The organism is Methylobacterium sp. Leaf118, from assembly GCF_920984675.1.
GTDB lineage: Bacteria > Pseudomonadota > Alphaproteobacteria > Rhizobiales > Beijerinckiaceae > Methylobacterium.
Map to the genome: position 1 here is coordinate 19761 of NZ_CAKLBV010000010.1, position 24334 is coordinate 44094.

The window sequence follows — 24334 nt, forward strand, 5'->3', positions numbered from 1 at the left end:
GCCTCGGCGCCCGTCGCGGCACCGCCTCGCCCTACCCAAGGGCGTCCGGTGGCGCGCCGTCAATCGCCTCGCCCGTTCCCGGCCTGCGGGAGAGGTATGCGCGCTCTCCCGAGGCGGGGCTCATCCCGTCTCTCAACGGAAATGTGCAAGTGCCTCTTGAATCACCCGAATGAATGAGACGCCGCAGGGTTGGGGACCGGCCGCGCGTGTCGTCGCGGCCCTTGTGGGCGAGGGAGGGGCGGCCCCTGCATGCGGCCCGCCATGTGCGCCATACGGTCGCCGGCCTGCCCGTCCCCCGAGCCGGCCCATGAGACAGGCGCCGCGGCCGCGCCACCGCCGGGTCTCGGAGCGGGTCCGGCCCCCTTCCGGGCGTCCGCCTCCGGCTCCGCTCGCAACCGCGCCTCAATGCGGCTATATCGGCCGCTTCACTGCCATTTCCGTGAAGTGCCCGCGGCCTTTCCCTGCGAAGGTGCCGCCCACGACGAGCCGTCATGACCGCCACCGCCTCTCCCTCGGACACCAAGAGCGCCGCCGCGCCGCGGATCTCCTTCGTGTCGCTGGGCTGCCCCAAGGCGCTCGTCGATTCCGAGCGCATCCTCACCCATCTGCGGGCCGAGGGCTACGAACTGAGCCGCCGCCACGACGGGGCGGACGTCGTCATCGTCAACACCTGCGGCTTCCTCGATTCCGCCAAGGCGGAGTCGCTCCAGGCGATCGGCGAGGCCATGGCCGAGAACGGCCGGGTGATCGTGACGGGCTGCATGGGCGCGCAACCGGACGAGATTCGCGAGAAATACCCGAACCTTCTGGCCGTCACCGGCCCCCAGGCCTACGAATCGGTGGTGGCCGCCGTCCACGAGGCGGTGCCGCCGGCCCACGATCCGTTCCTCGACCTGATCCCGCCGCAGGGGGTCAAGCTCACCCCGCGCCACTACGCGTATCTGAAGATCTCGGAGGGCTGCAACAACCGCTGCAGCTTCTGCATCATCCCCTCCTTGCGCGGCGACCTCGTCAGCCGCCCGGCGGCGGACGTGCTGCGCGAGGCCGAGAAGCTGGTCAAAGCCGGCGTGAAGGAACTCCTGGTCGTCTCGCAGGACACCTCCGCCTACGGGCTCGACATCCGCTACGCCCCGAGCCGCTGGCAGGACCGCGAGGTGCGCGCCCGCTTCTACGATCTCGCGAAGGAACTCGGCACGCTCGGAGCCTGGGTGCGGCTGCACTACGTCTACCCCTACCCGCACGTGGACGAGGTCATCCCGCTGATGGCCGAGGGCCTCGTTCTGCCCTACCTCGACATGCCGCTCCAGCATGCGAGCCCGTCGGTGCTCAAGCGGATGCGCCGCCCGGGCAACCAGGAGCGCCAGCTGGAGCGCATCCGGCGCTGGCGCGAGATCTGCCCCGACCTCGCGATCCGCTCGACCTTCATCGTCGGCTTCCCCGGCGAAACGGATGCGGAGTTCGAGGAACTGCTGGAGTGGATCAAGGAGGCCCGGCTCGAGCGGGTCGGCTGCTTCACCTACGAGCCGGTGAAGGGCGCCGCCGCCAACGCGCTCGGCGCCGCCGTGCCGCCCGAGGTGATGGCCGAGCGCAAGCGCCGCTTCATGGCGGCGCAGGAGACGGTCTCGCTCCGGCTGCAGCGGGCGAAGGTCGGCAAGCGCCTCCCGGTCATCATCGACGAGGCGGGGCCCGGCACCGCGCGCGGGCGCTCGAAATCCGACGCGCCGGAGATCGACGGCACCGTCCACGTCGCCGCCCGCCGCCCGGTCCGGCCGGGCGACATCGTCACCGTGAAGATCGAGCGGGCCGAGGCCCACGATCTGCACGGCATCGTGGTCTAGACCATCGGCCCGAGTTCCGGAGGCCGGCGCTCGCGAAGACCCAGGGGGGAGGGCGCAGCGAACCGCCGCGCGCGCCGGCGCGTTGCCCCGCCGAGACCAACCGGAGGGCCTGAGCATGGCGGACGAGCAGCGCGACCGGACCGACGCGGCGGCGGTCTCACCCCGGGATCCGGTGACGGGCCAGGTGAAAGCGCAGCCCGGGCCGATGGAGCGCGCCGGCACCGAGGCCGAGGAGGCCGCCCGCGGCAAGGCGCCTGCGGGGGAGGAGCGCGGGCGCCCGAAGGACGACCGGCCTGCCTGACCTGTGCCCCCGTCCTTGTTCCCCGACCCGCGTCCCCCGAGTCCCGTCCCGCGATGACGGGAGCGGATGACCGCCATTGGCTGCGGCTCGGCCTGATCGGCCTCTACGGCGTCATCGGCGCGATCCACCTCGCCGCCCCCGACCGCTTCCTGCCGATCATGCCGGACTGGGTGCCGGCGCCGCGGGGCGTCGTGATCGGCACCGGCCTGTGCGAGATCGCGGCGGCCATCGCCCTGATGACGCGGCGGCTGCGCCGGGCGGCAGGGATCGGGCTCGCACTCTACGCGGTCTGCGTCTTTCCGGCGAATGTGAAGCACGCGCTGGAGGGCATTCACCTGCCGCCGCTTCCCGACACGTGGTGGTACCACGGCCCGCGACTGGCGCTGCAGCCGGTCCTGGTGTGGTGGGCGCTCTACGCCACCGGCGTGATCGACTGGCCGTTCGGCGGCGGGCACAGGACGCCAGGATCGGAGGATGCCGGGACCGGACGATCCAGGGATTGAGGGATCCGGGGATCTCAGGATCCGATCGCATCATGAATTCAGAGGATGCACGGGGTCTACCATGGTCTCAGGCGCTCTAGGCGAGGGTTGCCGCCGTTCCGGGATCACCGAGCCAAGACGTCGTCGCGACGTCGTCTTCACGCTTCGTCAGGGATATTTCCAAAATCGGCACGGTCTTTTCTTGAGGAAAACCCGGCCTGCGGTCGCTGAAGGCCGGATGCACGGTGGCCGTGCGGGCGCGGGGGCGTCTAGCCTCCCCCCATGCCAAAGCGCCGCACCCCCAGCCGCCCGAAGCCGCCGCGCGGCGGCACCGACGATCTGCCCCGACCGGAGCAGTCGGCCGTCGAGCGCGCCCTGGAGCGGATCGTGGAATTGCTGAAGCCGAAGGCGCCGTCCCGGCCGCCGCGCCGGGACGGCGAGTGAGGGGCCGGCCCCCGTCGAGCCTTCCAGCGACGCGCCGCGCGGCCGCCGCTCAGTTGGTGTGGCTCATCCGCATCCGGTAGGCGCCGTCGGCGTCGCGCTCGAACACCTCCGAGATGCCCGCATGGCGCAGGGCTTCGCCGGAGGTGTCGGGCACGAGGTTCTGCTCCGAGACGTAGGCGACGTACTCGCTGTCCGCGTTCTCGGCGAGCAGGTGGTAGAAGGGCTGGTCCTTGCGCGGCCGGACCTCCTCGGGAATGGCGAGCCACCATTCCTCGGTATTGGAAAATTCCGGGTCCACGTCGAACACCACGCCCCGGAACGGGTAGATCCGGTGACGGACCACCGCGCCGAGGCCGAACTTGGCGTTTCTCACGCTGATCTGGGTCATGACCGTCAGATAGGCCTCGCGCCCGCTCCCTGCCACCGCGACGCTCGATCCTGTCAAATGATCAGGGCAGATTGTAGACCTTGGCGAGGTCCGGGTCCTTGTCGGCGACGAGCCGGGCCAGATCGACGATGACCTTGGCCTGCTTCCAGGTGGCGTCGTCCTGCATCTTGCCGTCGATCATCACGGCGCCGGTTCCGTCGGGCATGGCCTCGACGATGCGGGCGGCGAAGTTCACCTCGGCCGGATCGGGGGCGAACACGGTCTTGGCCAAGGCCACCTGGCTCGGATGGAGCGTCCAGGCGCCCGCGCAGCCCATCAGGAAGGCATTGCGGAACTGCACCTCGCAGGCGGCCGAATCCGAGAAGTCGCCGAAGGGGCCGTAGAAGGCCTTGATGCCGTTGGCCATGCAGGCATCGACCATCTTGGCGATGGTGTAGTGCCAGAGATCCTGTTGGGCGGAGGCCCGCTCGGCCTCGCCCTTCGGATCGGACAGGACGCGGTAATCCGGGTGGCCGCCGCCGACGCGGGTGGTCTTCATGCCGCGGGAGGCCGCGAGATCGGCGGGCCCGAGGCTCATGCCGTGCATGCGGGGCGAGGCGGAGGCGATGGCATCGACATTGGCCACGCCCTCGGCCGTCTCCAGGATGGCGTGGACCAGGATCGGCTTCGTCACGCCGTGGCGGGCTTCGAGCTGGGCGAGCAGCTGGTCGATGTAGTGGATGTCCCAGGGCCCCTCGACCTTGGGCACCATCACCACGTCGAGCTTGCTCCCGACCTCCGCCACGAGGGTGAACAGATCGTCGAGAATCCAGGGGGAGTTGAGCGCGTTGATGCGCGTCCACAGGCCGGTGCCGGAGGCGGCGAAGTCGGTGGCCTTGGCCATCGCGACGAACCCGTTGCGCGCCGCCTCCTTCTGGTCGGCGGGGACCGCGTCCTCCAGGTTGCCGAGCACCACGTCGACGGTCTTGGCGAGCTCCGGCACCCGGGCCCGGACCTTCTCGTTGTGGGGCGGCACGAAATGGATCATCCGCTCGAGCTTGATCGGCAGTTCGCGGTAGGGCTCGGGCGCGCCGGCGGCGAGCGGCTGGAAGAAGCGGCGGGGCAGTTTCATCGGATGTCTCGGCTCCGGGGTCGGCGTCTGCCCTCCGCGTTAGAGCACGCCGCCCCCCGCCGTAAAGCCGGGCTCCGGCGCCGCGCCCGGCCCCGCCCCTGCCGAATACCCGCCGCCCGCCCGGCGCAGGCCGGCGCTGCCGCAAGGAGAGAGCGGAGGGGATCTCGGAGGGGATCTGGGCAGGGTGTCGCGCCAGAATTCGCGTGGCGAGAACGGTCCGCGCCGGCCCCAAACCGGTTTCCAGCCGGCTCAGGAAAGAACAGACGGAAAAAATCCCCGCGGAGGGCGGACCCTCGCCAGTGTTCGATATTGCGAAGGAACCCGGGGAGGAAGATGATGCGGGTCCGATCCCAGTGTCCGGCAAGGATTCGGGTGTGCCGCCGCACCGCGCCGGGGGTTCGGTTCGCGCAAGGTCACCGGACGAAGCTTGCCCGGCGAAGCACGATCCGAGCGGAACGGGCCGCCGCACGCCGTGTTTTCCGGCCGAGGCGGGCGATCGAACACCGTCGGGGACGTGCGTCGATGCCGAAACTGTTCCACATGCCAACCGGTCCCGACCGGCGGCTCCCCCGGACCCTGCTGGGGGCGCTGCTGGCCCTGAGCCTGTCGCAGGGAGCGATGGCCGGCGAGAAGCCGGGCCGGAAGGCGCCCGACACGCGGCCGGACTACACCGCCGCCCAGGCCGCCACCGCCCGGCCCGAGGGCCTGCCGGCCTCCGTGCGCATCGCGGGCGACGACGTCGCCGCCTTTCGCGCGCTGATCGAGAGCGCGGGCCGGGCCACCGACCCCTGGCTCGTCCTGTCCGGGGGCGGGGAGAACGGCGCCTTCGCGGCCGGGCTGCTCGCGGGCTGGAGCGAGCGGGGCGACCGCCCCGCCTTCGGCGTCATCACCGGCGTCTCGACGGGGGCGCTGATCGCGCCCTTCGCCTTCGTCGGCCCGCAGGCGGACGCGGCGCTGCGGACGAACTACACCGAGATCTCGGCGGCCGACGTGTTCGAGTTCGGGGCGACCCGGGATTCGCTCACCGACACTTGGCCGCTCAAGGAGCGGATCGAGCGCGGGGTCACCCCCGCGCTCCTCAAGGCGGTGGCGGCGGAGCACGCCAAGGGCCGGCGCCTCCTCATCGCCACGACGCAGGTCGACAGCGAGCGGCCGGTGCTGTGGGACATGGGCGCCATCGCGACGCGCAGCGCCGCATCCGGCGATCCCCGCGCCCTGAAGCTGTTCCGGGAGATCGTGCTGGCCTCCACCGCCGTGCCCGGCGTGTTTCCCCCCGTGCTGATCCCGGCCACCTCCGGGGACAAGACCTTCGAGGAGATGCACGACGACGGCGGCGCGATGAGCCCCTACTTCCTGGCCCCGGCCGCGGCGGTGAGCGGGGAGGCCGGCCTGCGCCTGCCGGCCCGGAAGGTCTATCTCGTGATCAACAACCGGCTCGATCCGGAATTCCAGATGGCCGGCCGCTCCACGCTCTCGGTGCTCGGCCGCACCATGTCGGCGGCGATCAAGGCGCAGACCCGGGCGGCGCTGGCGCTCACCCGCGCCTATGCCCAGCGCACCGATCTCGACCTGCGGATCGCCCAGATCGACGGGCGCTTCGGCAAGACTTCGGAGAAGCCGTTCGACCAGCCCTACATGCAGGCCCTCTTCGCCCATGGCCAGTCGCTCGGCCGCGACGGCACTGCCTTCGCGGACGCGCCCGCCCCGCGCCGGGAGGCGGACCGCACCGCCGAGACCGGATCGGTCGGCGCCCTCGCCACCTCGGCCGCACGCTAACGGGTTTCGTTCGGTCGGGCGGCCGGGCCCGCCCTCCCCGGATCGGGCAGGGGCCTCACGGGCCGGGCCGCGCGACGGGCGTGACGCGCGGCGGCGAGAATCGATCCTCCTCAAGCCGTCGCGGCGGCCCCCTTCAGGCGGGGGGAGGGGCGGGAGACCCGGGTGATGGATCCGACGGGTCGGGGCGGTCCGCCGCGCAACCCGGGATTCCGCTCTGCCCCATCGCGATCCGGGCCACGGCTTCCAGTTCGGCGCGGCTCGCCCCGTCGCGGGCCAGGATCGACATGCCGCTCTGGACGGCCTGCAGGAAGCGGGCGAGGCCGCCGATCTCGGTCCCGGCCGGCAATTCGCCCTCCGCGAGCGCCCGGCCCAGCCGCGCCTCCAGGCGCTCCAGCGTGACCGCCCGCGCGGCGCGCAGGCGCGCGCCGAGATCGGAACGGCCGCCGCCGACCGAGGCGAGGGTCACCATACAGCCGAGGGGATGGTCGCTGAGCGATCCGGTCAGGACCGCGGCCGAATCCATCAGGTAGCACCGGACCGCCTCGCCGACCGTCGCGGCCCCCCGGAACCGGCCCCAGACCGACGCCTCGTAGGCGTCGTGGTAGTGGCCCAGGGCCTCCGTATAGAGCGCCTCCTTCGAGCCGAAGGCGGCGTAGAGGCTCGGCGCGCCGATCCCCATCGCCTCCGTCAGATCGGCGATGGAGGTCGCCTCGTAGCCCCGCTCCCAGAACAGGTGGGTCGCCCGGGCGAGGGCCGCCGCGCGATCGAACGCACGGGGCCGCCCGCGGCCGCGGACCGGCTCTCCCGCGGCGGCCCCCTGTCCGGATCTCGGTTCCGATTTCTGCATCGCTCGATACATAAACCGCTTGACCGGTCCCGCCAACACGCCTAGCCATTTCTATATCGATCGATACAGAAAGACAGACGATGAGTGATCTGGTCGGGAAACGCGCCCTCGTGACGGGCGCCTCGCGGGGGATCGGCGCCGCCATCGCGGCGGCGCTCGCGGCGAGGGGGGCGGATGTGGCGATCACCTACGAACGGTCGGCCGACCGCGCCGCCGAGGTGGTCCGGAGGATCGAGGGGACGGGCCGGCGGGGCCATGCGATCCAGGCCGACAGCGCCGATGCCGACGCCGTGACGCGCTCGGTCGCCCAGGCCGTCGAGGCGCTGGGCGGCCTCGACATCCTGGTCAACAATGCCGGGATCAGTCGCAGCGGCTCCCTGGCCGAAATGAGCCGTGCCGACATCGACGCGCTCCTTCACGTCAATGTCCGGTCCGTCGTGCTGGCCTCCCAGGCCGCCCTGCCGCATCTCGGGCCGGGGGGCCGCATCGTCTCGATCGGCTCGTGCCTCGCCGAGCGCGTCCCCTTCCCCGGGGCGACGGTGTATTCGATGACGAAATCGGCGCTGCTCGCCTTCACCCGGGGCCTGGCCCGCGAGCTCGGCCCCCGCGCCGTCACCGTGAACCTCGTCCAGCCCGGCGGAACCGACACCGACATGAACCCGGCCGAGGGCGCCCAGGCCGACGCGATCCGGGCCCTGACGCCGCTCGGCCGCTACGGCACGCCGGAGGACGTGGCGGCGGCGGTGGCCTTCCTCGCCGGCCCGGCCGCGCGGCAGATCACCGGCACCACCCTCACGGTGGATGGCGGGCTGAACGCCTGACGCCTCCGCGCCCGGGCGGCCTACCCCTCCTCCGCCTCGGCCGGCGCGTAGACCGCCTCGCCGAGGCGCCGGAGCGGGCCGCCGGGGCCCGAGCGCTTCCACAGGCGCGTGTTGAGCGCCGCGACCGGGTCCTGGCCCGGCAGGGCGAAGCCGCGCGCGGACAGGTGCCCCCAGATCTCACTGGCATGGAGCGGCCGGCCCGCCTCCTCGAGGACGGCGAGCGCCGCCTCGACCAGGGCCCGGCCGTAGCGGCGGGCCAGCACCGTCTCGGACAGGCCGGAGGCCGGTTCCTCCGGCTCGGGCGAAGACAGGGGCGGGGAGGCCGGGACCGGCCGAGCCGCGGCCGCCCCGACGGGCGGAGCCGGGGCAAAGGGCGCGGCAAAGGGCGCGGCAGGGGCAGGGGCAGGGGCAGGGGGCGCGGCGCGGACCGTCTCCCGGACCGGAGACGAGGCCGGCGCGGGCATCAGCCCCCGGCTCGCCTCCGACGCTGCCCCTGCCCCGGCCGCACCGCCCAGGCGCCGCCCGAGATCGAGATAGAGGACGAGGTCGGCCATCTCCCGCTCGATCGCGTCGCGCTGCCGGCGCAGCTCCGCCAGCCGCGCCTCGGCCTGGGCTTCCGACAGGGCCATGCGGGAATCTCCGGTCCGCCTTCCGGAACGGAACGCGTTTCTGAGAAAGGAATATCACGGAAACCGCGGAAGAGGAACGGCTCTCCGGAATATTCCAATCTGTTTGTCGCTGTTGGGAATGGTCCTCATGCGGTCGGAATGTGATGCGGAGTGTATCGGGAATTAATAAGCTTTCGGAGCATGATGGACACGATCGGCCAAGGACCGCAACACGGAATATGAAGGCTCTGGAATAGGAAGGTGGCCGTTGGAGAAAAAGAATATCCCAAAAATATCGGAATAGGGCCGACGCCTCGGCAGCGGCCCACGCGAGGGCGAGCCCTTGGCCCAACGCCCCCGCGGGAGCGAAGGCGGCCCGAGGATCGTGGATCGGGGCGTCTGCCGATAAGCGCGCGGTGGCCCGTCAGCCCCGGCCGGAGGCGGCCCGGGCCGGCCGGGTGGCCTTGGGCGGCACCAGGAGGCTGCCGGGCTCGGCGGGGTGGAGCAGCATGCCGCCCTCGTCGAGGTCGATGCGCAGCCGCGGAAACACGTCCAGCAGGCCGGCGAGATCCGCCTTGAAGGCCTGGCGGAAGCTGCGCAGGCTGGCATTCTCGGCACCGAACTGGCGGTGCAGGTTCGCCCAGGTGAGCCGCAGGGGGCGCTGGAGGGCGCGCAGCCGGTAGCCGGTCCAGAACAGCAGGTCGAGCTTGCGCGCCGAGCCGGAGAAGGCCCGGGCCGCGCGGATATCGACCGGCAGGGCGTGCCGGATCAGGCTGTCGTAGAAATCCTGGTGGAACGAGACGGTCCGTTGCCAGACGAGGCCGTCCTCGCCGCGGCGCCACAATTCGAGCGCGCGGAACGGGGGCACGTTGAGGGTCGAGGCCTGGCCCTCGCCGTCCCACAGGCCGATCTGCATCGAGCAGGCGGCGAGCCGGTTGAGCTGTTCCTTGAAGGCGCCGATCGTGCCGCGCTCGCCGCCGGTGACGGAGAACCCCATCGCCCGCATGAAGCCCGAGAGGCTGTCGGCGACCTCGATCGTCGGGCTCCTCTGGCGCACCGCCTCGGTGCACAGATGCAGGAGCACCAGCCGGGCCTTGGGGCCGTAGGGAAGCCCCTGCGGCTCCATCTCGCCGGTCACCGGGTTCTTGAGGCGCCCCGCCATCAGGCTGAGGGAATTGCGCCCGTATTCCCGCACGAATTCCCGGGTCGGGCCGGGATCGCGATAGGGCAGGCCGCAGAGCGCCAGGACCGAGTGCAGGTGCTGGAGGTTCTCCGGGGCGGTCGGCTCGTTCTCGATCACCTCGCGCACGGCCTCGCGGCGGCGGCGGTCGCGGCCGAGGCTCTCGCGGCGCCGGGCCTCGGCGCCGGCCTGGGCCTGCTCCGCGTCGCGCTGGCGCTGCCGGTAGAGGAGATGCTCGACGATCGGCGCGAACAGGAATCCGCCGCGGGCCGCCTCCAGCTCAGCGCGGAGATCCGCGTCGCGAATCTCGGCGATCTTGGCCTCGAGCCCGGACATGGCCGGTTCCTAGCGCCCGGCTGCCGGGCGGGGGATGGGGGAGGGATGCGCGCTCACGGGTCCTCAGGGTCCTCGATGGAAATCCGCCACGGCCGAGCCTCGTCTGGCGTCAGGCCGGCAACCGATCTGTCGCGATTCGGCTCCGCGGAGTCTCAGGCCGCCCGCGAGTTTTCCCGGCAATTCACGCTTCCAGACCCCGGTCTGCACAGGCCCGGCAGGCAAGGGGCCAGAGAAGGGGCCCGAGTAGGGGCCGGCGGCGGCGCGCAGAGTTCGATACGGGGGCCATCCGCCCGCGCAGAGTTCGATACGCCCCGCGCCGGCCCCTTCTCCCCACGATCCACCGGCGGGGGCCGCGATCCACGCTGAATCGCCTGCGGCCCCACGCAGACTCCGATGCAGAACCGCCCCGGCGCCGCGCAGACTCCCATGCGCGCCCGCGCAGAGTTCGATGCGTCCCCGCGCAGAGTCGGATGCGCGAATGCCCCTTAAACCACCGCAGGAACAGGGGTTTTTCCGTCCCCCTATAACCTGCTGAACTGACTCCCTGAGAATCCTTAACAGATAGCTTTCCTAAGGGGGTTGGCGCTTCGTTCGTCAAAAAGAACGGCCGGGATCCCCTCTTCATCAAAAGGAATACAAGGAATTTCCCACAGGGGGAGGGCAGATTCGCCCCGACCTTTCCCCTGCACAGCCTCGCGTGGAAGCGGGTATGACCGGACGCACCGGACAGGGGCGGGAAGACGCGGGATGGACGAGGGCGCGACGATCGACAGGCTGCTGGCGCTGATGGCCGCCTTGCGCGATCCCGAGCGGGGCTGTGCCTGGGACGTCCGGCAGACCCATACCAGCATCGTCCCCTTCACGATCGAGGAGGCCTACGAGGTCGCCGACGCGGTCGAGCGGGGCGATGCGGACGACCTGCGCGACGAGCTCGGCGACCTGCTGCTCCAGGTCGTGTTCCAGGCCCGGATCGCCGAGGAGGCGGGCCGCTTCGGCTTCGGCGACGTGGTGGGGGCGATCTGCGCCAAGCTGATCCGCCGCCATCCGCACGTGTTCGACGCGCGCGGCCGCCTCCTGCCGCCGGAGCGGCGGCCGACCGACCCGGAGGCCGTGGCGGCGAGCTGGGAGCGGATCAAGGCGGAGGAACGGGCCGCGAAGGTGGCGTCGGGCCGAGGGGGCGGACAAGAGACCGGACAGGGCGCCGAACCGGCGGCCGGCCCCTTCGACGGCATCCCCCGGGCGCTGCCGGCGCTCACCCGGGCCGACCGGGTCTCGACGCGGGCGGCGGCGACGGGCTTCGACTGGCCGGACGCGGCCCAGGTGCTCGCCAAGGTCCGCGAGGAGGCGGACGAGGTCGAGGAGAGCCTCGTCGCCGGCGATGCCGGGGCGGTAGCCGAGGAGATCGGCGATCTCCTGTTCTCGGTGGCCAACCTCGCCCGGCATGCGGGCGTCGATCCCGAGGAGGCCCTGCGCCGGGGGACGCACAAGTTCGAGCGCCGCTTCGCCGCGATGGCGGCCCGCCTCGCCACGGAGGGACGCGGCCTGGACGAGAGCGACCTGGCCGCGATGGAGGCGGCGTGGCAGGCGGTGAAGCGGGACGAACCATAGGAAGAGCCCGCCGGCGCGCGCGCGCTCCGACGGGCCTGCACGAAGGTCATGGTTTCGAGAAGGACATGGTTTCGAAAGGACGCGTCCTTTCGCGGGTGCAGGGTGGAGCCCTGCGACGGTCGGGCCCTTGCCCCGACGCCCCACCCAGGGTCCGAGACCCTGGGAATTCCCGCCTTAGGAGATGAGGTCGAGCTTGGCCGCCTCGAACCCGGCCTGGCGCAGGCCGTCGGGGAGCGCGGCGTAGTCGGCATAGCCCGCCTCGCGGGCCATGGCGTCGAGGGCGGTGGCCTCGTCGTCGGCGCTGCCGGTCCGGAGGACGGCAGCGCTGGTCCTCTGGCGAATCTGGAAGATGCTCATGACGATGCTCATGCCGGGCCTCCGGGGTTCCTGCGCCATCGGGCGCGGGAACAACCCGCAGGGTCGCACCGGGTTGCGGGGGGGGGGCGGCCCGTGTGTTGCACCGGGGCCATGGCTCGGGCAGGGTTGGCGGCGGAAGGGGTGCGACCGTGAACCGCGCCATGAAATCGCCGGCCGTCGTGGACAAGGGGAGGGCGGCCCTTGCCCGCTCTCCATTGAAACGAAACCCGATGCCCGCCCGCTCACCTCTCCTGCCGGCCGCGGCGCTCGTCTGCCTCGGCCTGACCGTCGGAGCCGCCCGGGCCGCCGAGTCGGCGCCCGGCGCGGCCGTGCCCGATCCGGCCGCGCTCCTGCCCGCGGTGAGCGTGGTGCCGGCCGAGCGGCGCGAGATCGTCGAGCGCGCCGTCGTCACCGGCACCCTGGTGCCCCGCGATGAGATCCTGGTCGCGCCCGAGGTCGAGGGCCTGCGCATCGTCGCGCTCCTCGTCGAGGAGGGCGACCGTGTGGAGAAGGGCGCGGTGCTGGCCCGCCTCTCGCTGGAGATGATCGAGACGCAAGAGGCCGCCAACGCCGCCGCGACCGCGCGCGCCGAGGCCGCGATCCTCCAGGCGAAGAGCCAGATCGTCCAGGCCGAGGCGGCCCAGGTCGAGGCGCGCCAGGCGCTGGAGCGGGCGCAGGCGCTGGTCAGGACCGGCAACGCCACCGCGGTCACGCTGGAGCAGCGCGTCTCGGCGGCGCAGGGCGCCGAGGGGCGGCTCGACGCGGCGAAGGCCGGGCTGGCGCTCGCCCAGGCCGATCTCGCCACGGCGCGGGCGCAGGGCCGGGAGATCGCCCTCCGGCGCGCCCGCACCGAGATCCGCGCCCCGGAGGCCGGCCTCGTCAGCCGCCGCACGGCGCGGGTCGGCGCCACCGCGAGCGCCGTCGGCGAGCCCCTGTTCCGCCTGATCGCCCGGGGCGAGATCGAGCTCGAGGGGGAGGTGCCCGAGACGGCCCTGCCCCGTCTCAATCCCGGCGACCCGGCCCGCCTCGAGCTGGAGGACGGGCGCGTCGTTCCCGGCGCCGTGCGCCGGGTCTATCCCGAAGTCGACCGCGCCACCCGGCTCGGGAAGGTGCGCATCCGGCTGGAGCCGCATCCCGCGCTGCATATCGGCGCCTTCGCCCGCGGCCGGGTCGAGGTGGCGCGGCGCTCCGGCGTCGCAGTGCCGCTCACCGCGGTGCTCTACGCCGCCGACGGCACGGCCACGGTGCTCGCCGTGGTCGAGGGCCGGGTCGCCGCCCGTCCGGTCGAGACCGGCCTGTCGGCGGAGGGCTTCACGGAACTCCGCTCCGGCGTGCGCGCCGACGAAAACGTCGTGGCCCGGGCCGGCTCGTTCCTGCGTGACGGCGACCGGGTCCGCCCGGTCCTGCCGGCGGCCCGCACCGCCGGATCCGCCGCCGCCGAGCCCCGCTGAGGATCCCGCCATGCGCCTGAACGTCTCGGCCTGGGCGATCCGCAAGCCCATTCCCTCGCTCGTCCTGTTCCTCGTGCTGATGGTGCTCGGCCTCGTCAGCTTCCGGAGCCTGCCGATCACGCGGTTTCCCAACATCGACATCCCGATCGTCTCGGTGGCGATCACCCAATCCGGTGCGGCGCCCTCGGAACTCCAGACCCAGGTCACGAAATGGGTCGAGGATTCGGTGGCGGGCGTGAAGGGCGTCAAGCACATCCTCTCGACGATCTCGGAGGGCTCCTCGATCACGACGATCGAGTTCCGCCTGGAGACGAACCAGGACCGCGCCGTCAACGACGTGAAGGACGCGATCTCGAAGATCCGCATCAACCTGCCCCGCACCATCGACGAGCCGATCATCAGCCGCGTCGAGATCGCCGGCCTGCCGATCATGATCTACGGCGCCTCGGCGCCGGCCATGACGCCGGAGGACCTGTCGTGGTTCGTCGACGACGTGGTGGCCCGCCAGATCCAGGGCGTGAAGGGGGTCGGCGGCGTCGAGCGGCTGGGCGGCGTCGCCCGCGAGATCCGGGTGACGCTCAAGCCCGACCGGCTGCTCGCCCTCGGCATCACCGCGGCCGACGTGAACCGGCAGCTGCGCCTCACCTCCGCCGACATGGCGGGCGGGCGCGGGGAGCTCGCCGGCTCGGAGCAGTCGATCCGCACGCTCGGCGGCTCGGCGAGCCTGGAGACGCTGGGGGCCACCTCCATCGTCGTGCCGGGCGGGCGCAAGGTGCGCCTCGACGAACTGGCCACCCTGATGGATTCGGCGGAGGAGCCGCGCACCTTCGCCCGGTTCAACGGCGAGCCGGTGGTCGGCTTCGCGATCTCCCGGGCCATGGGGGCGAGCGACGCCGAGGTCGCCACCGCCGTGGCCAAGCGGATCGCGGAGCTGCACGCGGCCAATCCCGACGTGCGCTTCGACCTGATCGACACCAGCGTGATCAACACCGTCGGCAACTATCACTCGGCGATGCTCGGCCTGCTCGAAGGCGCGGCCCTCGCGGTGATCGTGGTGTTCCTGTTCCTGCGCGACTGGCGCGCGACGCTCATCGCCGCCGTGGCCCTGCCGCTCTCGGTGCTGCCGACCTTCTGGGTCATGAGCGCCCTGGGCTTCTCGCTCAACGCGGTGAGCCTGCTCGCCATCACGCTGGTGACCGGCATCCTGGTCGACGACGCCATCGTCGAGATCGAGAACATCGTCCGCCACATGCGGATGGGCAAATCGCCCTACCGCGCCGCCCTGGAGGCCGCCGACGAGATCGGGCTCGCGGTCATCGCGATCACCGCGACCATCATCGCGATCTTCGCGCCGGTCTCGTTCATGCCGGGCATCGCCGGCCAGTACTTCAAGCAGTTCGGGCTGACCATCGCGGCGGCGGTGTTCATGTCGCTGCTGGTGGCGCGCCTCATCACGCCGCTCCTGGCCGCCTATTTCCTGCGCGATCACGGCCCCGAGGACGAGCGCGAGGGCGCGGTGATGCGGCTCTACGGCCGGATCGTGGCGTGGTCGGTGCGCCACAAATACCTCACCCTGGTGCTCGGGCTCGCCTGCTTTGCCGGCTCGATCGCGTCCACGAAGCTCCTGCCCGCGGGCTTCCTGCCGGCGGAGGACGCGGCGCGCACGATGTTCGTGGTGGAACTGCCCCCCGGCGCCCGGCTGGACGACACCCGGCGGGTCGCCGACGCGATCGTCGCGACGATCCGGGCGATGCCCGAGGTCCGCTCGGTCTTCGTCGATGGCGGGCGCCAGCTGCCGGGCAAGAAGGAGGTCCGGCTCGCGAGCCTCACGGTGAATCTCACCCCGAAGAACACCCGCCACCTCACCCAGAAGCAGATCGACCTCAAGATCTCGGACATCCTGCGGCAGGTGCCCGACATCCGCTTCTGGTCGCTTCAGGAGGGCGGCCAGCGCGAATTCGCCCTGATCGTCTCCGGCCCCGACAAGGACGTGGTGGCCGAGGTCGCGAGCCGGCTCCAGCGCGAGGCCATGGGCGTGCCCCACCTCGTCAACGTCATGTCGACGGCCCCCCTCGACCGCACCGAGATCCGAATCGTGCCGAAGCCCGGGGTCGCGGCCGATCTCGGCGTCTCGACCGACCTCATCGCCGAGACGGTCCGGGTCGGCACCATCGGCGACATCGCGGCCAACCTCGCCAAGTTCAACGCCAAGGATCGCCAAGTGCCGATCCGGGTGATGCTGCCCGAGACCGTGCGCGGCCAGCTGCCCGAGATCGAGACCCTCAAGGTGCCGGTGAAGGCCGGCGCCGCGGTGCCGCTCTCCACGGTGGCCGATCTGCGGCTCGGGCGCGGCCCCACCGCCATCGACCGCTACGACCGCACGATCCGCGTCGCCATCGAGGGCGATCTCCAGGGCTCGGACGCGCTGGGCACCATCATCGAGCAGGTGCTGGCCCTGCCGGCCGCCACCACCCTGCCCGACGGCGTCACCATCAAGCAGACCGGCGACGCCGAGGTGATGGGCGAGGTGTTCGAGGGCTTCGCGCTCGCCATGGGCGCCGGGCTGATGATGGTGTTCGGCGTCCTCGTGCTGCTGTTCGGCAACTTCCTGCAGCCGCTGACGATCCTGTTCTCGCTCCCGCTCTCGATCGGCGGCGCCATCCTCGGTCTGTTGCTCTTCCACATGCCGATCTCGATGCCGGTCGTGATCGGCATCCTGATGCTGATGGGCGTGGTGACCAAGAACGCGATCATGCTGGTCGATTTCGCCGTGGAGGAGATGGCCCGCGGGGTCGACCGGGTCACCGCCATCGTCGAGGCCGGCCGCAAGCGGGCGCGGCCGATCGTGATGACCACCATCGCCATGGCGGCCGGCATGGTGCCCTCGGCCATGGCGCTCGGCATCGGCGGCGAGTTCCGGGCTCCGATGGCGGTGGCGGTGATCGGCGGGTTGATCGTCTCGACGGTGCTCTCGCTCGTGTTCGTGCCGGCGATCTTCCTGCTCGTCGACGACCTGTCGGGAGTGTTCGTGCGGCTGTTTTCGCGGTTCATCGGCGCCGTGGACGAGCCGCAGCCGGAGGCGACCTATCGTCCCGACACGCCGCCGGCGAACCTGCTGGGCGCCCCCGTGTCGCGGGTCGCCGCCGAATAGGAGACCGGGCGCCCCGCCGCGACGGGCGGAGCGACGCGCGGCGCGGGCTGACGTGAAGCGAGCCGTGCCCGGACCAGATCCGGACAATCCAATTCGAACGCGGGAGCGATCGCGTCGGCCCGAGAGGTGGAGACCGGCGCTCGGGCCGATGCGGAACAAGAACCGAGAAACGCGTCCTCGATCTCGGATTCGGGAGGATTCTCTACCGGCGCGGCGGTTGCTGCGGCGATGCCGCCGGCGAATACGGCGCGCTGCCCGTAGGAGACGAACGCAAAGCTTTTCGCAACGTTTTCGTTATATCATTGGCCTCGCTGCTTCGGGTCCGAAGGCTCGCGGCTGACGGATGTCCTCATGCCGGAACGCCTCGTCTGCCTCGTGTCAGACCGCCGCGCGCGGGCGGAGCGGCTGGCGCGCGGCATCGCTCTCGTCCTGCCCTGCCGCGTGATCGAGCCGGGCGGAGCCCTTCCCCCGGGGCGCGTCTCCGCCTTCGTCCTCGATCTCGATGCGGAACGCGCCGAGGGCAGCGCCTGGATGGCGCGCCTCGCCGACCGGATCCGCGCCGACGTCGAACCCTGCCTCTGCCTCGCCCGGGGCAACGGGGCCCAGGACGCGGCGGCCCGGCGGCTGTTCGGCGCGACGGCCGTGATCGATCCGCGCGGCTCCGTCGGCATCGTCCCGACGCTGCTGCGACTCATCGAGGAGGCGCAGGCCCGGGAGCGCCCAGCCGGGGCGGGGCAAGGGGGCGGGCAAGGGGCTGGGCCGAGCTCTGTGCAAAGCCCGGCGCCCGGACACGACACCGAGAGGCGGGCGGCGGCGGAGGCCCGGACCGGCAGCCCCGAGGCACGGGCCGCCGCCGCGACGACACTCGTCACCGGCCTGTTCGCCGAAGCCGCCGCCGGCCGGGCGCCCGACCCGGTGGAGGCGGAGGCGGGCACGCAGATCGTGCTCGACACTGTCTCGGAGATCGGCATCCGCGCCTGGCTCGACCTCGTCTGGCGCCACGACATCCAAGTCTACCAGCACTCCCTCAGCGTGGCGGGCTTCGCCGCCGCCTTCGCGGCCGAACTCGGCTTCCCCCGAGCCGACCGGGAGCGGCTCGCCCGGGCCGCCCTGCTCCACGATGTCGGCAAGGCCCTGATCCCGCTCGCCATCCTTCAGAAGCCGGGGGTTCTGACCCCGGACGAGATGGCGGTGATGCAGACCCACGCCGCCCTCGGGGCCGACCTGCTGGCGCAGGAGGGCGCCTACGGCGCCGACATCCTCGACGCGGTGCGCCACCATCACGAGCGCCTGGACGGCTCGGGCTATCCGGAGGGCCTGATGGCCGGGCGGATCGGCGACCTGACCCGGATCGTGGCGATCTGCGACGTCCATTCCGCGCTCACCGAGCGCCGGGTCTACCGGCCCCCGCTGCCCGTCGCGGAAGCCTGGGCGATCATGCATGCCCAGGCCGGGCAGCTCGATCCGGACCTGCTGCGGGCCTACCGCCCGATCGTGGCCCGCGCCGGCTCCGGGGCGGGCGGACCGATTCCGCCCGGCTGATCGGATCAGGGGCCCCCGTCCGTCCCGCGCCGCGCCGCGACGCGCTCCGCCAGGAGGCACAGGATCTCGAAGGCGAGGCCCGCCCCGGCGAGCGCCGTGACGCCCGCCGGATCGAGCGGGGGGGCGACCTCCACCACGTCCGCACCGACGAGGTCGAGCCCGCGCAGGGCCCGCAGCAGATGCAGCGCCTCCCGCGTCGTGAAGCCGCCGATCTCCGGCGTGCCGGTGCCGGGGGCGAAGGCGGGATCGAGGGCGTCGATGTCGAAGCTCAGATAGGCGGGCGCCTCGCCGATCACGGCCCGGGCCTCCGCCGCTACCTCGGGCAGGCCGCGGGCGCAGACCTCCTCCATCTCGATGATCCGGATGCCCTGCCCCCGCGCCCAGTCGCGCTCGTCGGCGGCGTCCAGGCTGCCGCGGAGGCCGATCTGCACGCAGCGCCGCGGATCGAGCGCGCCCACCTCCACCGCCCGCCGGAACGGGGTGCCGTGGGTGAGGCGCGATCCGCCGTACTGGCTGTCGTCGGTGTCGCTGTGGGCGTCGATATGGATCAGGCCGAGCGGCCGGGCGGCCCCCAGCGCCCGCAGGACCGGATAGCTCACGAAATGATCGCCGCCGACCGAGAGCGGCACGATCCCGGCCTCGGCCAGCGGCCGGTAGAAGGCCTCGATGCGCCGGTCCGTGTCGGCGGCGTCGACGGGGTTGACCGGCACGTCGCCGAGATCGGCGCAGGCGGCGAGCGCGTAGGGGGCGATGCCGGTGGCGTGGTTGATCGCCCGCGTCCCGGTCGAGGCCTCGCGCACCGCCCGCGGGCCCAGCCGGGCACCGGGCCGGTTCGTGGTGGTGCCGTCGAAGGGGATGCCGATGAGCCCGATCTCGACGGCGCCCGGCGCGTCCTCCGGGGCGAGCACCGGCAGCCGCATGAAGCTCGCGATCCCCGAGAAGCGCGGCGTCTCCATCCCCGAGGCCGGCCGGAACCGTGCGCGCCGCTCCGCCCCGTCCGCGTCCCGCGCCATGGCGCTCCCTCCCTGAATCGGGCTCCGCCCCGCCCGATGCGGGCGCTCAATCCCGCCCCGTGTCGCTTGAGGCCGATTACTCGCTTGCCGCCGACTCCCGTGCCATCTTGGCCGCTCTCGCCGCCTTGGCGGCCTTCAGCGTCTCGCGCAGCGCCCGCGCGGCGCCCGCCCGGGTGACCTGGCGCCCGCGGGCCAGCGCCAGCGCGTCGCCGGGCACGTCCTGGGTGATGACCGAGCCTGCCCCGACGAGCGCCCCGTCGCCGATGCGGACGGGGGCCACCAGGGCCGCGTTCGAGCCGATGAAGGCGCCCGCGCCGATCACGGTGCGGTGCTTCGAGACGCCGTCGTAGTTGCAGGTGATGGTGCCCGCGCCGATATTGGCGCCCGCGCCGACCTCGGCGTCGCCGAGATAGGTGAGGTGCGAGGCCTTGGCACCCGCATGCAGGGTCGCGTTCTTGATCTCGACGAAGTTGCCGAGATGGACCCCCGCCTCCAGCACCGCGCCGCCGCGCAGGCGCACATGCGGGCCGATATCGACGCCGTCCATCAGCCGGGCGTCGTGCAGGTGCGAGAAGGCGCGGATCGTGCAGCCGTCCCCGATCACCACGCCGGGGCCGAACACGCAGTGGGGCTCGATCGTCACGTCGCGGCCGAGCACCGTGTCGGCGCCGAGGAACACCGTCTCGGGGGCGACGAGCGTCGCGCCGCCGAGCTGAGCGGCGCGACGCAGCCGCGCCTGGATCGTGGCCTCGGCGACGCCGAGCTGCACCCGGTCGTTGACGCCGAGCGCCTCGCTCTCCGCCACCGGCACCACGGCGACGGCGAGCCCCTCGGCGACGGCGAGCGCCACCGCGTCGGTGAGGTAGTATTCGCGATTGGCGTTGTCGTTGCCGATCCGCGCGAGCAGGGATAGCGCGTGCGGGCCCGCGAGCGCCATCAGCCCGGCATTGGAAAGGCGCACCTGCCGCTCGGCCTCGCTCGCATCCTTCTCCTCGCGGATCGCCCGGACCCGGCCGTCCTCGGTCAGGACCCGGCCGTAGCCTGCGGGATTCTCCGCCTCGAAGGCCAGCACCGCGACCGCCGCGCCCGCGCGCAAGGGGGCGCGCAGCCGGGCATAGGTCTCGGCGGTGATGAGCGGCGTGTCGCCGAAGGCCACGAGGAGGTCCGCCTCCGAGCCGTCCAGCGCCGCGCGGGCGGCGAGCACCGCGTGGGCGGTGCCGAGCCGCTCGGCCTGGGGATGCACGCTGGCTCCGGGGGCGAGCCGGGCGATCTCCTCGGCCACGTCGGCGCGGCCGGGCTCGACCACCACCGCGAGCCGGGCGGCGCCGGCCTCCTGCACGGCGACGAGCACGTGGCCGAGCATCGAGCGGCCCGCCAGCGCGTGCAGCACCTTGGGCCGGTCGGAGCGCATCCGCGTGCCCTTGCCCGCGGCGAGCACCACCGCGGTGAAGCCGCTCCCGTCCGGGCCGTGGCCCGCGCCCTCGATCGCCATGCCGATCCGGTCTCCCGCACCCTGTGCCCCGCGGCGGGGGTCGCCGGAGACGCTTAGCCGATCCCCGCGCGGGCGCGAAGGCCGCATCCGTGGCGCGCGGCCAGGAGGGGCATGGCCAGGACGGGCATGGCCAGGACGGGCATGGCCAGGACGGGCATGGCCAGGACGGGCATGGCGGCGCCGACGCGTCGCCCGCGACCGGGACACCCACAGGAGGCTGCGCCGATCGTCCCCATTCGCCATGAAGGTTCGGGAGAAGGCCTCCCCGAGGTCGGATGCGTGAGAGTGCGAAGCAACGTGACCTTGGAAAAAATTGATTTGTCCTGCGTCTGAAGACGCTTGGCCGATCTGCGATGTCAGGGGCATTGACGTCGATGACAACGAATCGGTCCGTGATCGCGCCGGACGCCAGAAAATGAAAGAGATCAAGGCCCATCGGTCCGTCTCGCGGTCGCCAAGCATCGCCGGTCGGTGAATTCCACCTAAAGCTTTGCAAATGAGGAGATACAACCGATTTGGTTGCGGGTGCCGCGATCCGCGCGCGCCCGGCCTGACCGGGTGCGGTCGATTTTATCGCGAAAAACCTTCCGGTGGGGGAAGGTTGCGCTACCTCCCCCGGATGCCCCGTCTCGTGACATACGCGATCGGCGATCGGGAGGACGGTCTGTTCGACGTGACCGCGACGATCGCGCCCGACAAGGTCTTCCGGCGCCAAGGCCTCGCCACCCGGGCGGAGGCCGAGGAATGGGTGGAGGGCCTGCGCGTCCTCATGGCCGCGCTCGGCGCCCCCGTCGCCCGGGCCGAGCCGGAGGCGGAGCTCCCGGTGCGGGACCCGGCCTGGGCCCGGCGCGGCGCGGGGTGAGACGCCTGCGCGACGATCGCAAAAGGGCGCCGCGCCGTCAGACAGGCGCGGGCGCCCGCGGCGTTCAGGTCCGCCAGGGGTGATCCGGCAGTTCGGTGTCGCCGACGACCTTGGCGCCGGCCAGGGCCACCGCCTCGTCGTTCTCCACCGAGGAGCCGCTGACTCCGATGGCGCCGGACATCTCGCCGTCGGAATCCACGATCGGGATGCCGCCGGGGAAGGTGATGAGGCCGTCGTTCGAGTGCTCGATCCCGTAGAGCGAGCCGCCGGGCTGCGAGAGGCTGCCGATGGCGCCGGTCTTCATGCCGAAGAACACGGCGGTCTTGGCCTTCTTCTGGGCGATGTCGATGGAGCCGACCCAGGCGCCGTCCATCCGGTCGAACGCCTTGAGGTTGCCGCCGGAATCGACCACCGCGATGCACATCTGCGTGCCGAGTTCGACCGCCTTGGCGCGGGCGGCGGCGATCGCCTTCTCCGCCTGTTCGAGGGTGACGTGCATGCGCGTGTCCTCCGTTCCTGAGTGGGCTCGTGCCCGCGTTTGTTCTTGAGAGCCTGCACGGGCTCCCGGCCGAGGTATGCCCCGGCTCCGTCCGTTCAAGTCGCCTCGCGCGCCATCGTTTTTGCGTCGGCCTGTCGGGGCCGGCTACCCTGGCCCGTCCTCGCGCATCGTTTCCGTCCGAACGCCGGACGCCCCCTGTCGGGACGCGGGCGCGAGGAGCGGGAAAGGAACAGCCATGCTCTATGCCATCCTCTGCTACCACGACGAAGCCGCGGTCTGCGCCTGGAGCCGGGAGCAGGACGAGGCCGTGATGGCGCGGCTCGGCGCCGTGCAGGAGCGGCTCGCGGCGGACGGAACGCTCGGCCCCGTGGTGCGGCTGATGCCGACCACCGCCGCCACCACCCTGCGCAAGGACGTCGAGCCGCCCCTCGTCATCGACGGCCCCTTCGCCGAGACCAAGGAGCAGCTCCTCGGCTTCTACCTCGTCGAGGTGGCGGGGCTGGAGGCGGCCCTGGCGATCGCCCGCGCGCTGGGGGCGGCCAATCCCGGCGGCGCCTACGAGCTGCGCCCGGTCGGCCATTTCCATCCCGGCGCCCTTCCGGAGAGGCGGCCCGCGAGCGAGGCGTCATGAGTGGGATCGAGTGGATCGCGCCGGCGCTCAAGGCGGCCCGGCCCAAGGCGATGGCGGCGCTGCTGCGCTACTTCCGCGACCTCGACACCGCGGAGGAGGCCTTCCAGGAGGCCTGCCTGCGGGCGCTCGCGCACTGGCCGCGCCAGGGCCCGCCCCGCGACACCGCCGCGTGGCTGATCCTGGTCGGGCGCAATGCCGGGGTCGACGCCCTGCGCCGGCGTCGCCGCGACGCGCCGCTGCCGGACGAGGCGGCCCTGTCCGAAGTCGGGGCCGATCGCGACGACGCGGAGGCCGACCTCGCCGAGCGGCTCGACGCCTCCCATTACCGCGACGACATCCTGCGGCTCCTGTTCGTCTGCTGCCATCCGGACCTGCCGCGCACGGGGCAGATCGCCCTGGCGCTGCGGGTCGTCTCCGGGGTGCCGACGGCGCGCATCGCCCGGGCCTTCCTCGTGAGCGAGGCCGCGATGGAGCAGCGCCTCACCCGCGCCAAGGCCCGGGTGGCCCGGGCCGCGGTGCCGTTCGAGGCGCCGGGCGGCCCGGAGCGGGAGGCCCGCCTCGCGGCGGTCGCCGCCATGCTCTACCTCGTCTTCAACGAGGGCTACTCCGCCGCCTTCGACGCCGCGGGCGACCGCTCGCCGCTCTGCGACGAGGCGATCCGCCTCGCCCGCCTGCTGCTGCGGCTGTTTCCCGCCGAGCCCGAGATCCTGGGGCTCACGGCCCTGATGCTCCTGCAGCATGCCCGCGCCGCCGCCCGCTTCGATCCGCACGGCGCGGCGATCCTCCTGGAGGCGCAGGACCGGACCCGGTGGGACCGGGCGCTGATCGGGGAGGGGCTGGCGCTCCTCGACAAGGCGATGCGCCACAACCGGGCCGGGCCCTACCAGATCCAGGCGGCGGTCGCCGCGCTTCACGCCCGCGCGGCCCGGGCGGACGCGACCGACTGGGCGCAGATCGACCACCTCTACGCCACCCTGGAGCGGATGCAGCCCTCGCCGGTGGTGACGCTGAACCGCGCCGTGGCGGTCTCCAAGGCGAGGGGGCCGATCGAGGGGCCGGCCGAGGCGCTCGCCCTGATCGCGCCCCTGGAGGCGGCGCTGTCCGCCTATTTCTACTTTCACGGGGCGCGGGGGGCCTTCCTGAAGGCGCTCGGGCGCCGGGCCGAGGCACGGGTCGCCTTCGACCGGGCGATCGCCCTGGCGGGAAGCGCGGCGGAGGCCGCCTTCATCCGCGCGCAGCTCGACGCCCTGGCGGAGGGGGAGGCCGGCGCAGACAGGGCGAACGCCTGACGCGAGGCCCCGGAGGTCTTGATGTCTCCATCCTCGGAAACGCCCGCGGCGCGCGATGCGCCGATGGCGCGGCGAAGCCGCCAACACGGCGTCGTGCGATCCCCCGGCCGGCGCGCAGCCGCGCACTTGAGCCGCCCGGTTCCAGCGGCTACGTCTTTCGCCCGAAGGGCCGGACGGCGAGGGCGGGCCCTGGGAACCTCGGGTGGGACACCGTGTCCCGCGCGCGGCGCCCGGGTCTTGCTTCCGCAAGGTCCCTTTCCGAAGGCCGGACCACCACCTTTCGGGACGACGCTCTCACGTCCCGCTT

Annotated in this window: 22 protein-coding genes; 13 read left to right on the forward strand and 9 right to left on the reverse strand. The window is 72.5% G+C overall.

Annotated elements, in window-relative coordinates:
• Positions 1–491: 491 nt before the first annotated feature.
• The 4 genes from rimO (at position 492) to LW587_RS06450 (ending at position 3065) form a co-directional block, all read left to right on the forward strand.
• On the forward strand, positions 492–1838 hold the full coding sequence (rimO, locus tag LW587_RS06435; RefSeq protein WP_232628764.1) for a 30S ribosomal protein S12 methylthiotransferase RimO: 1347 nt from the start codon (positions 492–494) through the stop codon (positions 1836–1838).
• 115 nt (positions 1839–1953) lie between these two features.
• A complete protein-coding gene (locus LW587_RS06440) occupies positions 1954–2139 on the forward strand; it encodes a hypothetical protein (RefSeq protein WP_232628765.1) in 186 nt (61 codons plus the stop codon).
• A gap of 53 nt (positions 2140–2192) precedes the next feature.
• Entirely contained in the window at positions 2193–2642 is a 450-nt protein-coding gene (locus LW587_RS06445) for a DoxX family protein (protein ID WP_232628766.1), read from the forward strand.
• Between the two features lie 261 nt (positions 2643–2903).
• Positions 2904–3065, forward strand: coding sequence for a hypothetical protein (locus LW587_RS06450; protein ID WP_232628767.1), 162 nt, complete (start codon positions 2904–2906; stop codon positions 3063–3065).
• Positions 3066–3114: 49 nt separating this feature from the next.
• Here the strand turns inward: LW587_RS06450 and hspQ are convergent, their stop codons facing one another.
• Both hspQ and LW587_RS06460 read right to left on the reverse strand, forming a co-directional pair.
• Positions 3115–3453: a heat shock protein HspQ gene (gene hspQ / locus LW587_RS06455; RefSeq protein WP_232628768.1), complete on the reverse strand. Its 339-nt coding sequence runs from the start codon at positions 3451–3453 to the stop codon at positions 3115–3117.
• A gap of 61 nt (positions 3454–3514) precedes the next feature.
• Positions 3515–4564 carry an HpcH/HpaI aldolase/citrate lyase family protein gene (locus LW587_RS06460; RefSeq protein ID WP_232628769.1) on the reverse strand — a complete coding sequence of 350 codons (1050 nt, stop codon included), beginning with the start codon at positions 4562–4564 and terminating at the stop codon, positions 3515–3517.
• 522 nt (positions 4565–5086) lie between these two features.
• Here LW587_RS06460 and LW587_RS06465 point away from each other — a divergent pair.
• Positions 5087–6340 carry a patatin-like phospholipase family protein gene (locus LW587_RS06465; RefSeq protein WP_232628770.1) on the forward strand — a complete coding sequence of 418 codons (1254 nt, stop codon included), beginning with the start codon at positions 5087–5089 and terminating at the stop codon, positions 6338–6340.
• Between the two features lie 133 nt (positions 6341–6473).
• Here the strand turns inward: LW587_RS06465 and LW587_RS06470 are convergent, their stop codons facing one another.
• The gene (locus LW587_RS06470) at positions 6474–7187 is read right to left on the reverse strand and encodes a TetR/AcrR family transcriptional regulator (RefSeq protein WP_232628771.1); all 714 of its coding nucleotides are present in this window, start codon (positions 7185–7187) and stop codon (positions 6474–6476) included.
• An 80-nt stretch (positions 7188–7267) separates the two neighbouring features.
• Here LW587_RS06470 and LW587_RS06475 point away from each other — a divergent pair, with 80 nt between their 5' ends.
• Positions 7268–8008 (forward strand): SDR family oxidoreductase, encoded by a 741-nt coding sequence (locus LW587_RS06475; protein ID WP_232628772.1) that lies wholly within the window; start codon positions 7268–7270, stop codon positions 8006–8008.
• Between the two features lie 20 nt (positions 8009–8028).
• Here LW587_RS06475 and LW587_RS06480 read toward each other — a convergent pair whose 3' ends face one another.
• Positions 8029–8637, reverse strand: a complete 609-nt coding sequence (locus LW587_RS06480; RefSeq protein WP_232628773.1) for a winged helix-turn-helix domain-containing protein — start codon at positions 8635–8637, stop codon at positions 8029–8031.
• Positions 8638–9040: 403 nt separating this feature from the next.
• Positions 9041–10132 (reverse strand): replication protein RepA, encoded by a 1092-nt coding sequence (locus LW587_RS06485; RefSeq protein WP_232628774.1) that lies wholly within the window; start codon positions 10130–10132, stop codon positions 9041–9043.
• A gap of 747 nt (positions 10133–10879) precedes the next feature.
• On the opposite strand from LW587_RS06485, the gene mazG reads away from it, so the two are divergent.
• Complete coding sequence (mazG, locus tag LW587_RS06490) at positions 10880–11740, forward strand: nucleoside triphosphate pyrophosphohydrolase (RefSeq protein ID WP_232628775.1); 861 nt, start codon at positions 10880–10882, stop codon at positions 11738–11740.
• A gap of 174 nt (positions 11741–11914) precedes the next feature.
• Here mazG and LW587_RS06495 read toward each other — a convergent pair whose 3' ends face one another.
• Entirely contained in the window at positions 11915–12097 is a 183-nt protein-coding gene (locus LW587_RS06495; RefSeq protein ID WP_232628839.1) for a hypothetical protein, read from the reverse strand.
• 230 nt (positions 12098–12327) lie between these two features.
• On the opposite strand from LW587_RS06495, the gene LW587_RS06500 reads away from it, so the two are divergent.
• The 3 genes from LW587_RS06500 (at position 12328) to LW587_RS06510 (ending at position 18241) form a co-directional block, all read left to right on the forward strand.
• Positions 12328–13548, forward strand: a complete 1221-nt coding sequence (locus LW587_RS06500) for an efflux RND transporter periplasmic adaptor subunit (protein WP_232628776.1) — start codon at positions 12328–12330, stop codon at positions 13546–13548.
• Positions 13549–13558: 10 nt separating this feature from the next.
• Positions 13559–16699 carry an efflux RND transporter permease subunit gene (locus LW587_RS06505; protein WP_232628777.1) on the forward strand — a complete coding sequence of 1047 codons (3141 nt, stop codon included), beginning with the start codon at positions 13559–13561 and terminating at the stop codon, positions 16697–16699.
• Between the two features lie 351 nt (positions 16700–17050).
• Entirely contained in the window at positions 17051–18241 is a 1191-nt protein-coding gene (locus tag LW587_RS06510; RefSeq protein ID WP_232628778.1) for an HD-GYP domain-containing protein, read from the forward strand.
• Between the two features lie 5 nt (positions 18242–18246).
• Here the strand turns inward: LW587_RS06510 and speB are convergent, their stop codons facing one another.
• Both speB and glmU read right to left on the reverse strand, forming a co-directional pair.
• Entirely contained in the window at positions 18247–19254 is a 1008-nt protein-coding gene (gene speB / locus LW587_RS06515; protein ID WP_232628779.1) for an agmatinase, read from the reverse strand.
• A 76-nt stretch (positions 19255–19330) separates the two neighbouring features.
• On the reverse strand, positions 19331–20746 hold the full coding sequence (gene glmU, locus LW587_RS06520) for a bifunctional UDP-N-acetylglucosamine diphosphorylase/glucosamine-1-phosphate N-acetyltransferase GlmU (RefSeq protein WP_232628780.1): 1416 nt from the start codon (positions 20744–20746) through the stop codon (positions 19331–19333).
• Positions 20747–21377: 631 nt separating this feature from the next.
• On the opposite strand from glmU, the gene LW587_RS06525 reads away from it, so the two are divergent.
• On the forward strand, positions 21378–21608 hold the full coding sequence (locus LW587_RS06525; protein ID WP_232628781.1) for a hypothetical protein: 231 nt from the start codon (positions 21378–21380) through the stop codon (positions 21606–21608).
• A 64-nt stretch (positions 21609–21672) separates the two neighbouring features.
• Here LW587_RS06525 and LW587_RS06530 read toward each other — a convergent pair whose 3' ends face one another.
• Complete coding sequence (locus tag LW587_RS06530) at positions 21673–22107, reverse strand: GlcG/HbpS family heme-binding protein (protein WP_232628782.1); 435 nt, start codon at positions 22105–22107, stop codon at positions 21673–21675.
• A gap of 235 nt (positions 22108–22342) precedes the next feature.
• On the opposite strand from LW587_RS06530, the gene LW587_RS06535 reads away from it, so the two are divergent.
• On the forward strand, positions 22343–22738 hold the full coding sequence (locus LW587_RS06535) for a YciI family protein (protein WP_232628783.1): 396 nt from the start codon (positions 22343–22345) through the stop codon (positions 22736–22738).
• Positions 22735–24027 (forward strand): RNA polymerase sigma factor, encoded by a 1293-nt coding sequence (locus LW587_RS06540; RefSeq protein WP_232628784.1) that lies wholly within the window; start codon positions 22735–22737, stop codon positions 24025–24027. The genes LW587_RS06535 and LW587_RS06540 overlap by 4 nt, the downstream gene beginning before the upstream one ends.
• Positions 24028–24334: the final 307 nt, after the last annotated feature.

Bases quoted from the DNA above. Each gene is read 5' to 3' on its own strand.
- rimO (WP_232628764.1), top strand. From the start codon at position 492: ATGACCGCCACCGCCTCTCCCTCGGACACCAAGAGCGCCGCCGCGCCG.
- LW587_RS06440 (WP_232628765.1), top strand. From the start codon at position 1,954: ATGGCGGACGAGCAGCGCGACCGGACCGACGCGGCGGCGGTCTCACCC.
- LW587_RS06445 (WP_232628766.1), top strand. From the start codon at position 2,193: ATGACGGGAGCGGATGACCGCCATTGGCTGCGGCTCGGCCTGATCGGC.
- LW587_RS06450 (WP_232628767.1), top strand. From the start codon at position 2,904: ATGCCAAAGCGCCGCACCCCCAGCCGCCCGAAGCCGCCGCGCGGCGGC.
- hspQ (WP_232628768.1), bottom strand. From the start codon at position 3,453: ATGACCCAGATCAGCGTGAGAAACGCCAAGTTCGGCCTCGGCGCGGTG.
- LW587_RS06460 (WP_232628769.1), bottom strand. From the start codon at position 4,564: ATGAAACTGCCCCGCCGCTTCTTCCAGCCGCTCGCCGCCGGCGCGCCC.
- LW587_RS06465 (WP_232628770.1), top strand. From the start codon at position 5,087: ATGCCGAAACTGTTCCACATGCCAACCGGTCCCGACCGGCGGCTCCCC.
- LW587_RS06470 (WP_232628771.1), bottom strand. From the start codon at position 7,187: ATGCAGAAATCGGAACCGAGATCCGGACAGGGGGCCGCCGCGGGAGAG.
- LW587_RS06475 (WP_232628772.1), top strand. From the start codon at position 7,268: ATGAGTGATCTGGTCGGGAAACGCGCCCTCGTGACGGGCGCCTCGCGG.
- LW587_RS06480 (WP_232628773.1), bottom strand. From the start codon at position 8,637: ATGGCCCTGTCGGAAGCCCAGGCCGAGGCGCGGCTGGCGGAGCTGCGC.
- LW587_RS06485 (WP_232628774.1), bottom strand. From the start codon at position 10,132: ATGTCCGGGCTCGAGGCCAAGATCGCCGAGATTCGCGACGCGGATCTC.
- mazG (WP_232628775.1), top strand. From the start codon at position 10,880: ATGGACGAGGGCGCGACGATCGACAGGCTGCTGGCGCTGATGGCCGCC.
- LW587_RS06495 (WP_232628839.1), bottom strand. From the start codon at position 12,097: ATGAGCATCTTCCAGATTCGCCAGAGGACCAGCGCTGCCGTCCTCCGG.
- LW587_RS06500 (WP_232628776.1), top strand. From the start codon at position 12,328: ATGCCCGCCCGCTCACCTCTCCTGCCGGCCGCGGCGCTCGTCTGCCTC.
- LW587_RS06505 (WP_232628777.1), top strand. From the start codon at position 13,559: ATGCGCCTGAACGTCTCGGCCTGGGCGATCCGCAAGCCCATTCCCTCG.
- LW587_RS06510 (WP_232628778.1), top strand. From the start codon at position 17,051: ATGCCGGAACGCCTCGTCTGCCTCGTGTCAGACCGCCGCGCGCGGGCG.
- speB (WP_232628779.1), bottom strand. From the start codon at position 19,254: ATGGCGCGGGACGCGGACGGGGCGGAGCGGCGCGCACGGTTCCGGCCG.
- glmU (WP_232628780.1), bottom strand. From the start codon at position 20,746: ATGGCGATCGAGGGCGCGGGCCACGGCCCGGACGGGAGCGGCTTCACC.
- LW587_RS06530 (WP_232628782.1), bottom strand. From the start codon at position 22,107: ATGCACGTCACCCTCGAACAGGCGGAGAAGGCGATCGCCGCCGCCCGC.
- LW587_RS06535 (WP_232628783.1), top strand. From the start codon at position 22,343: ATGCTCTATGCCATCCTCTGCTACCACGACGAAGCCGCGGTCTGCGCC.
- LW587_RS06540 (WP_232628784.1), top strand. From the start codon at position 22,735: ATGAGTGGGATCGAGTGGATCGCGCCGGCGCTCAAGGCGGCCCGGCCC.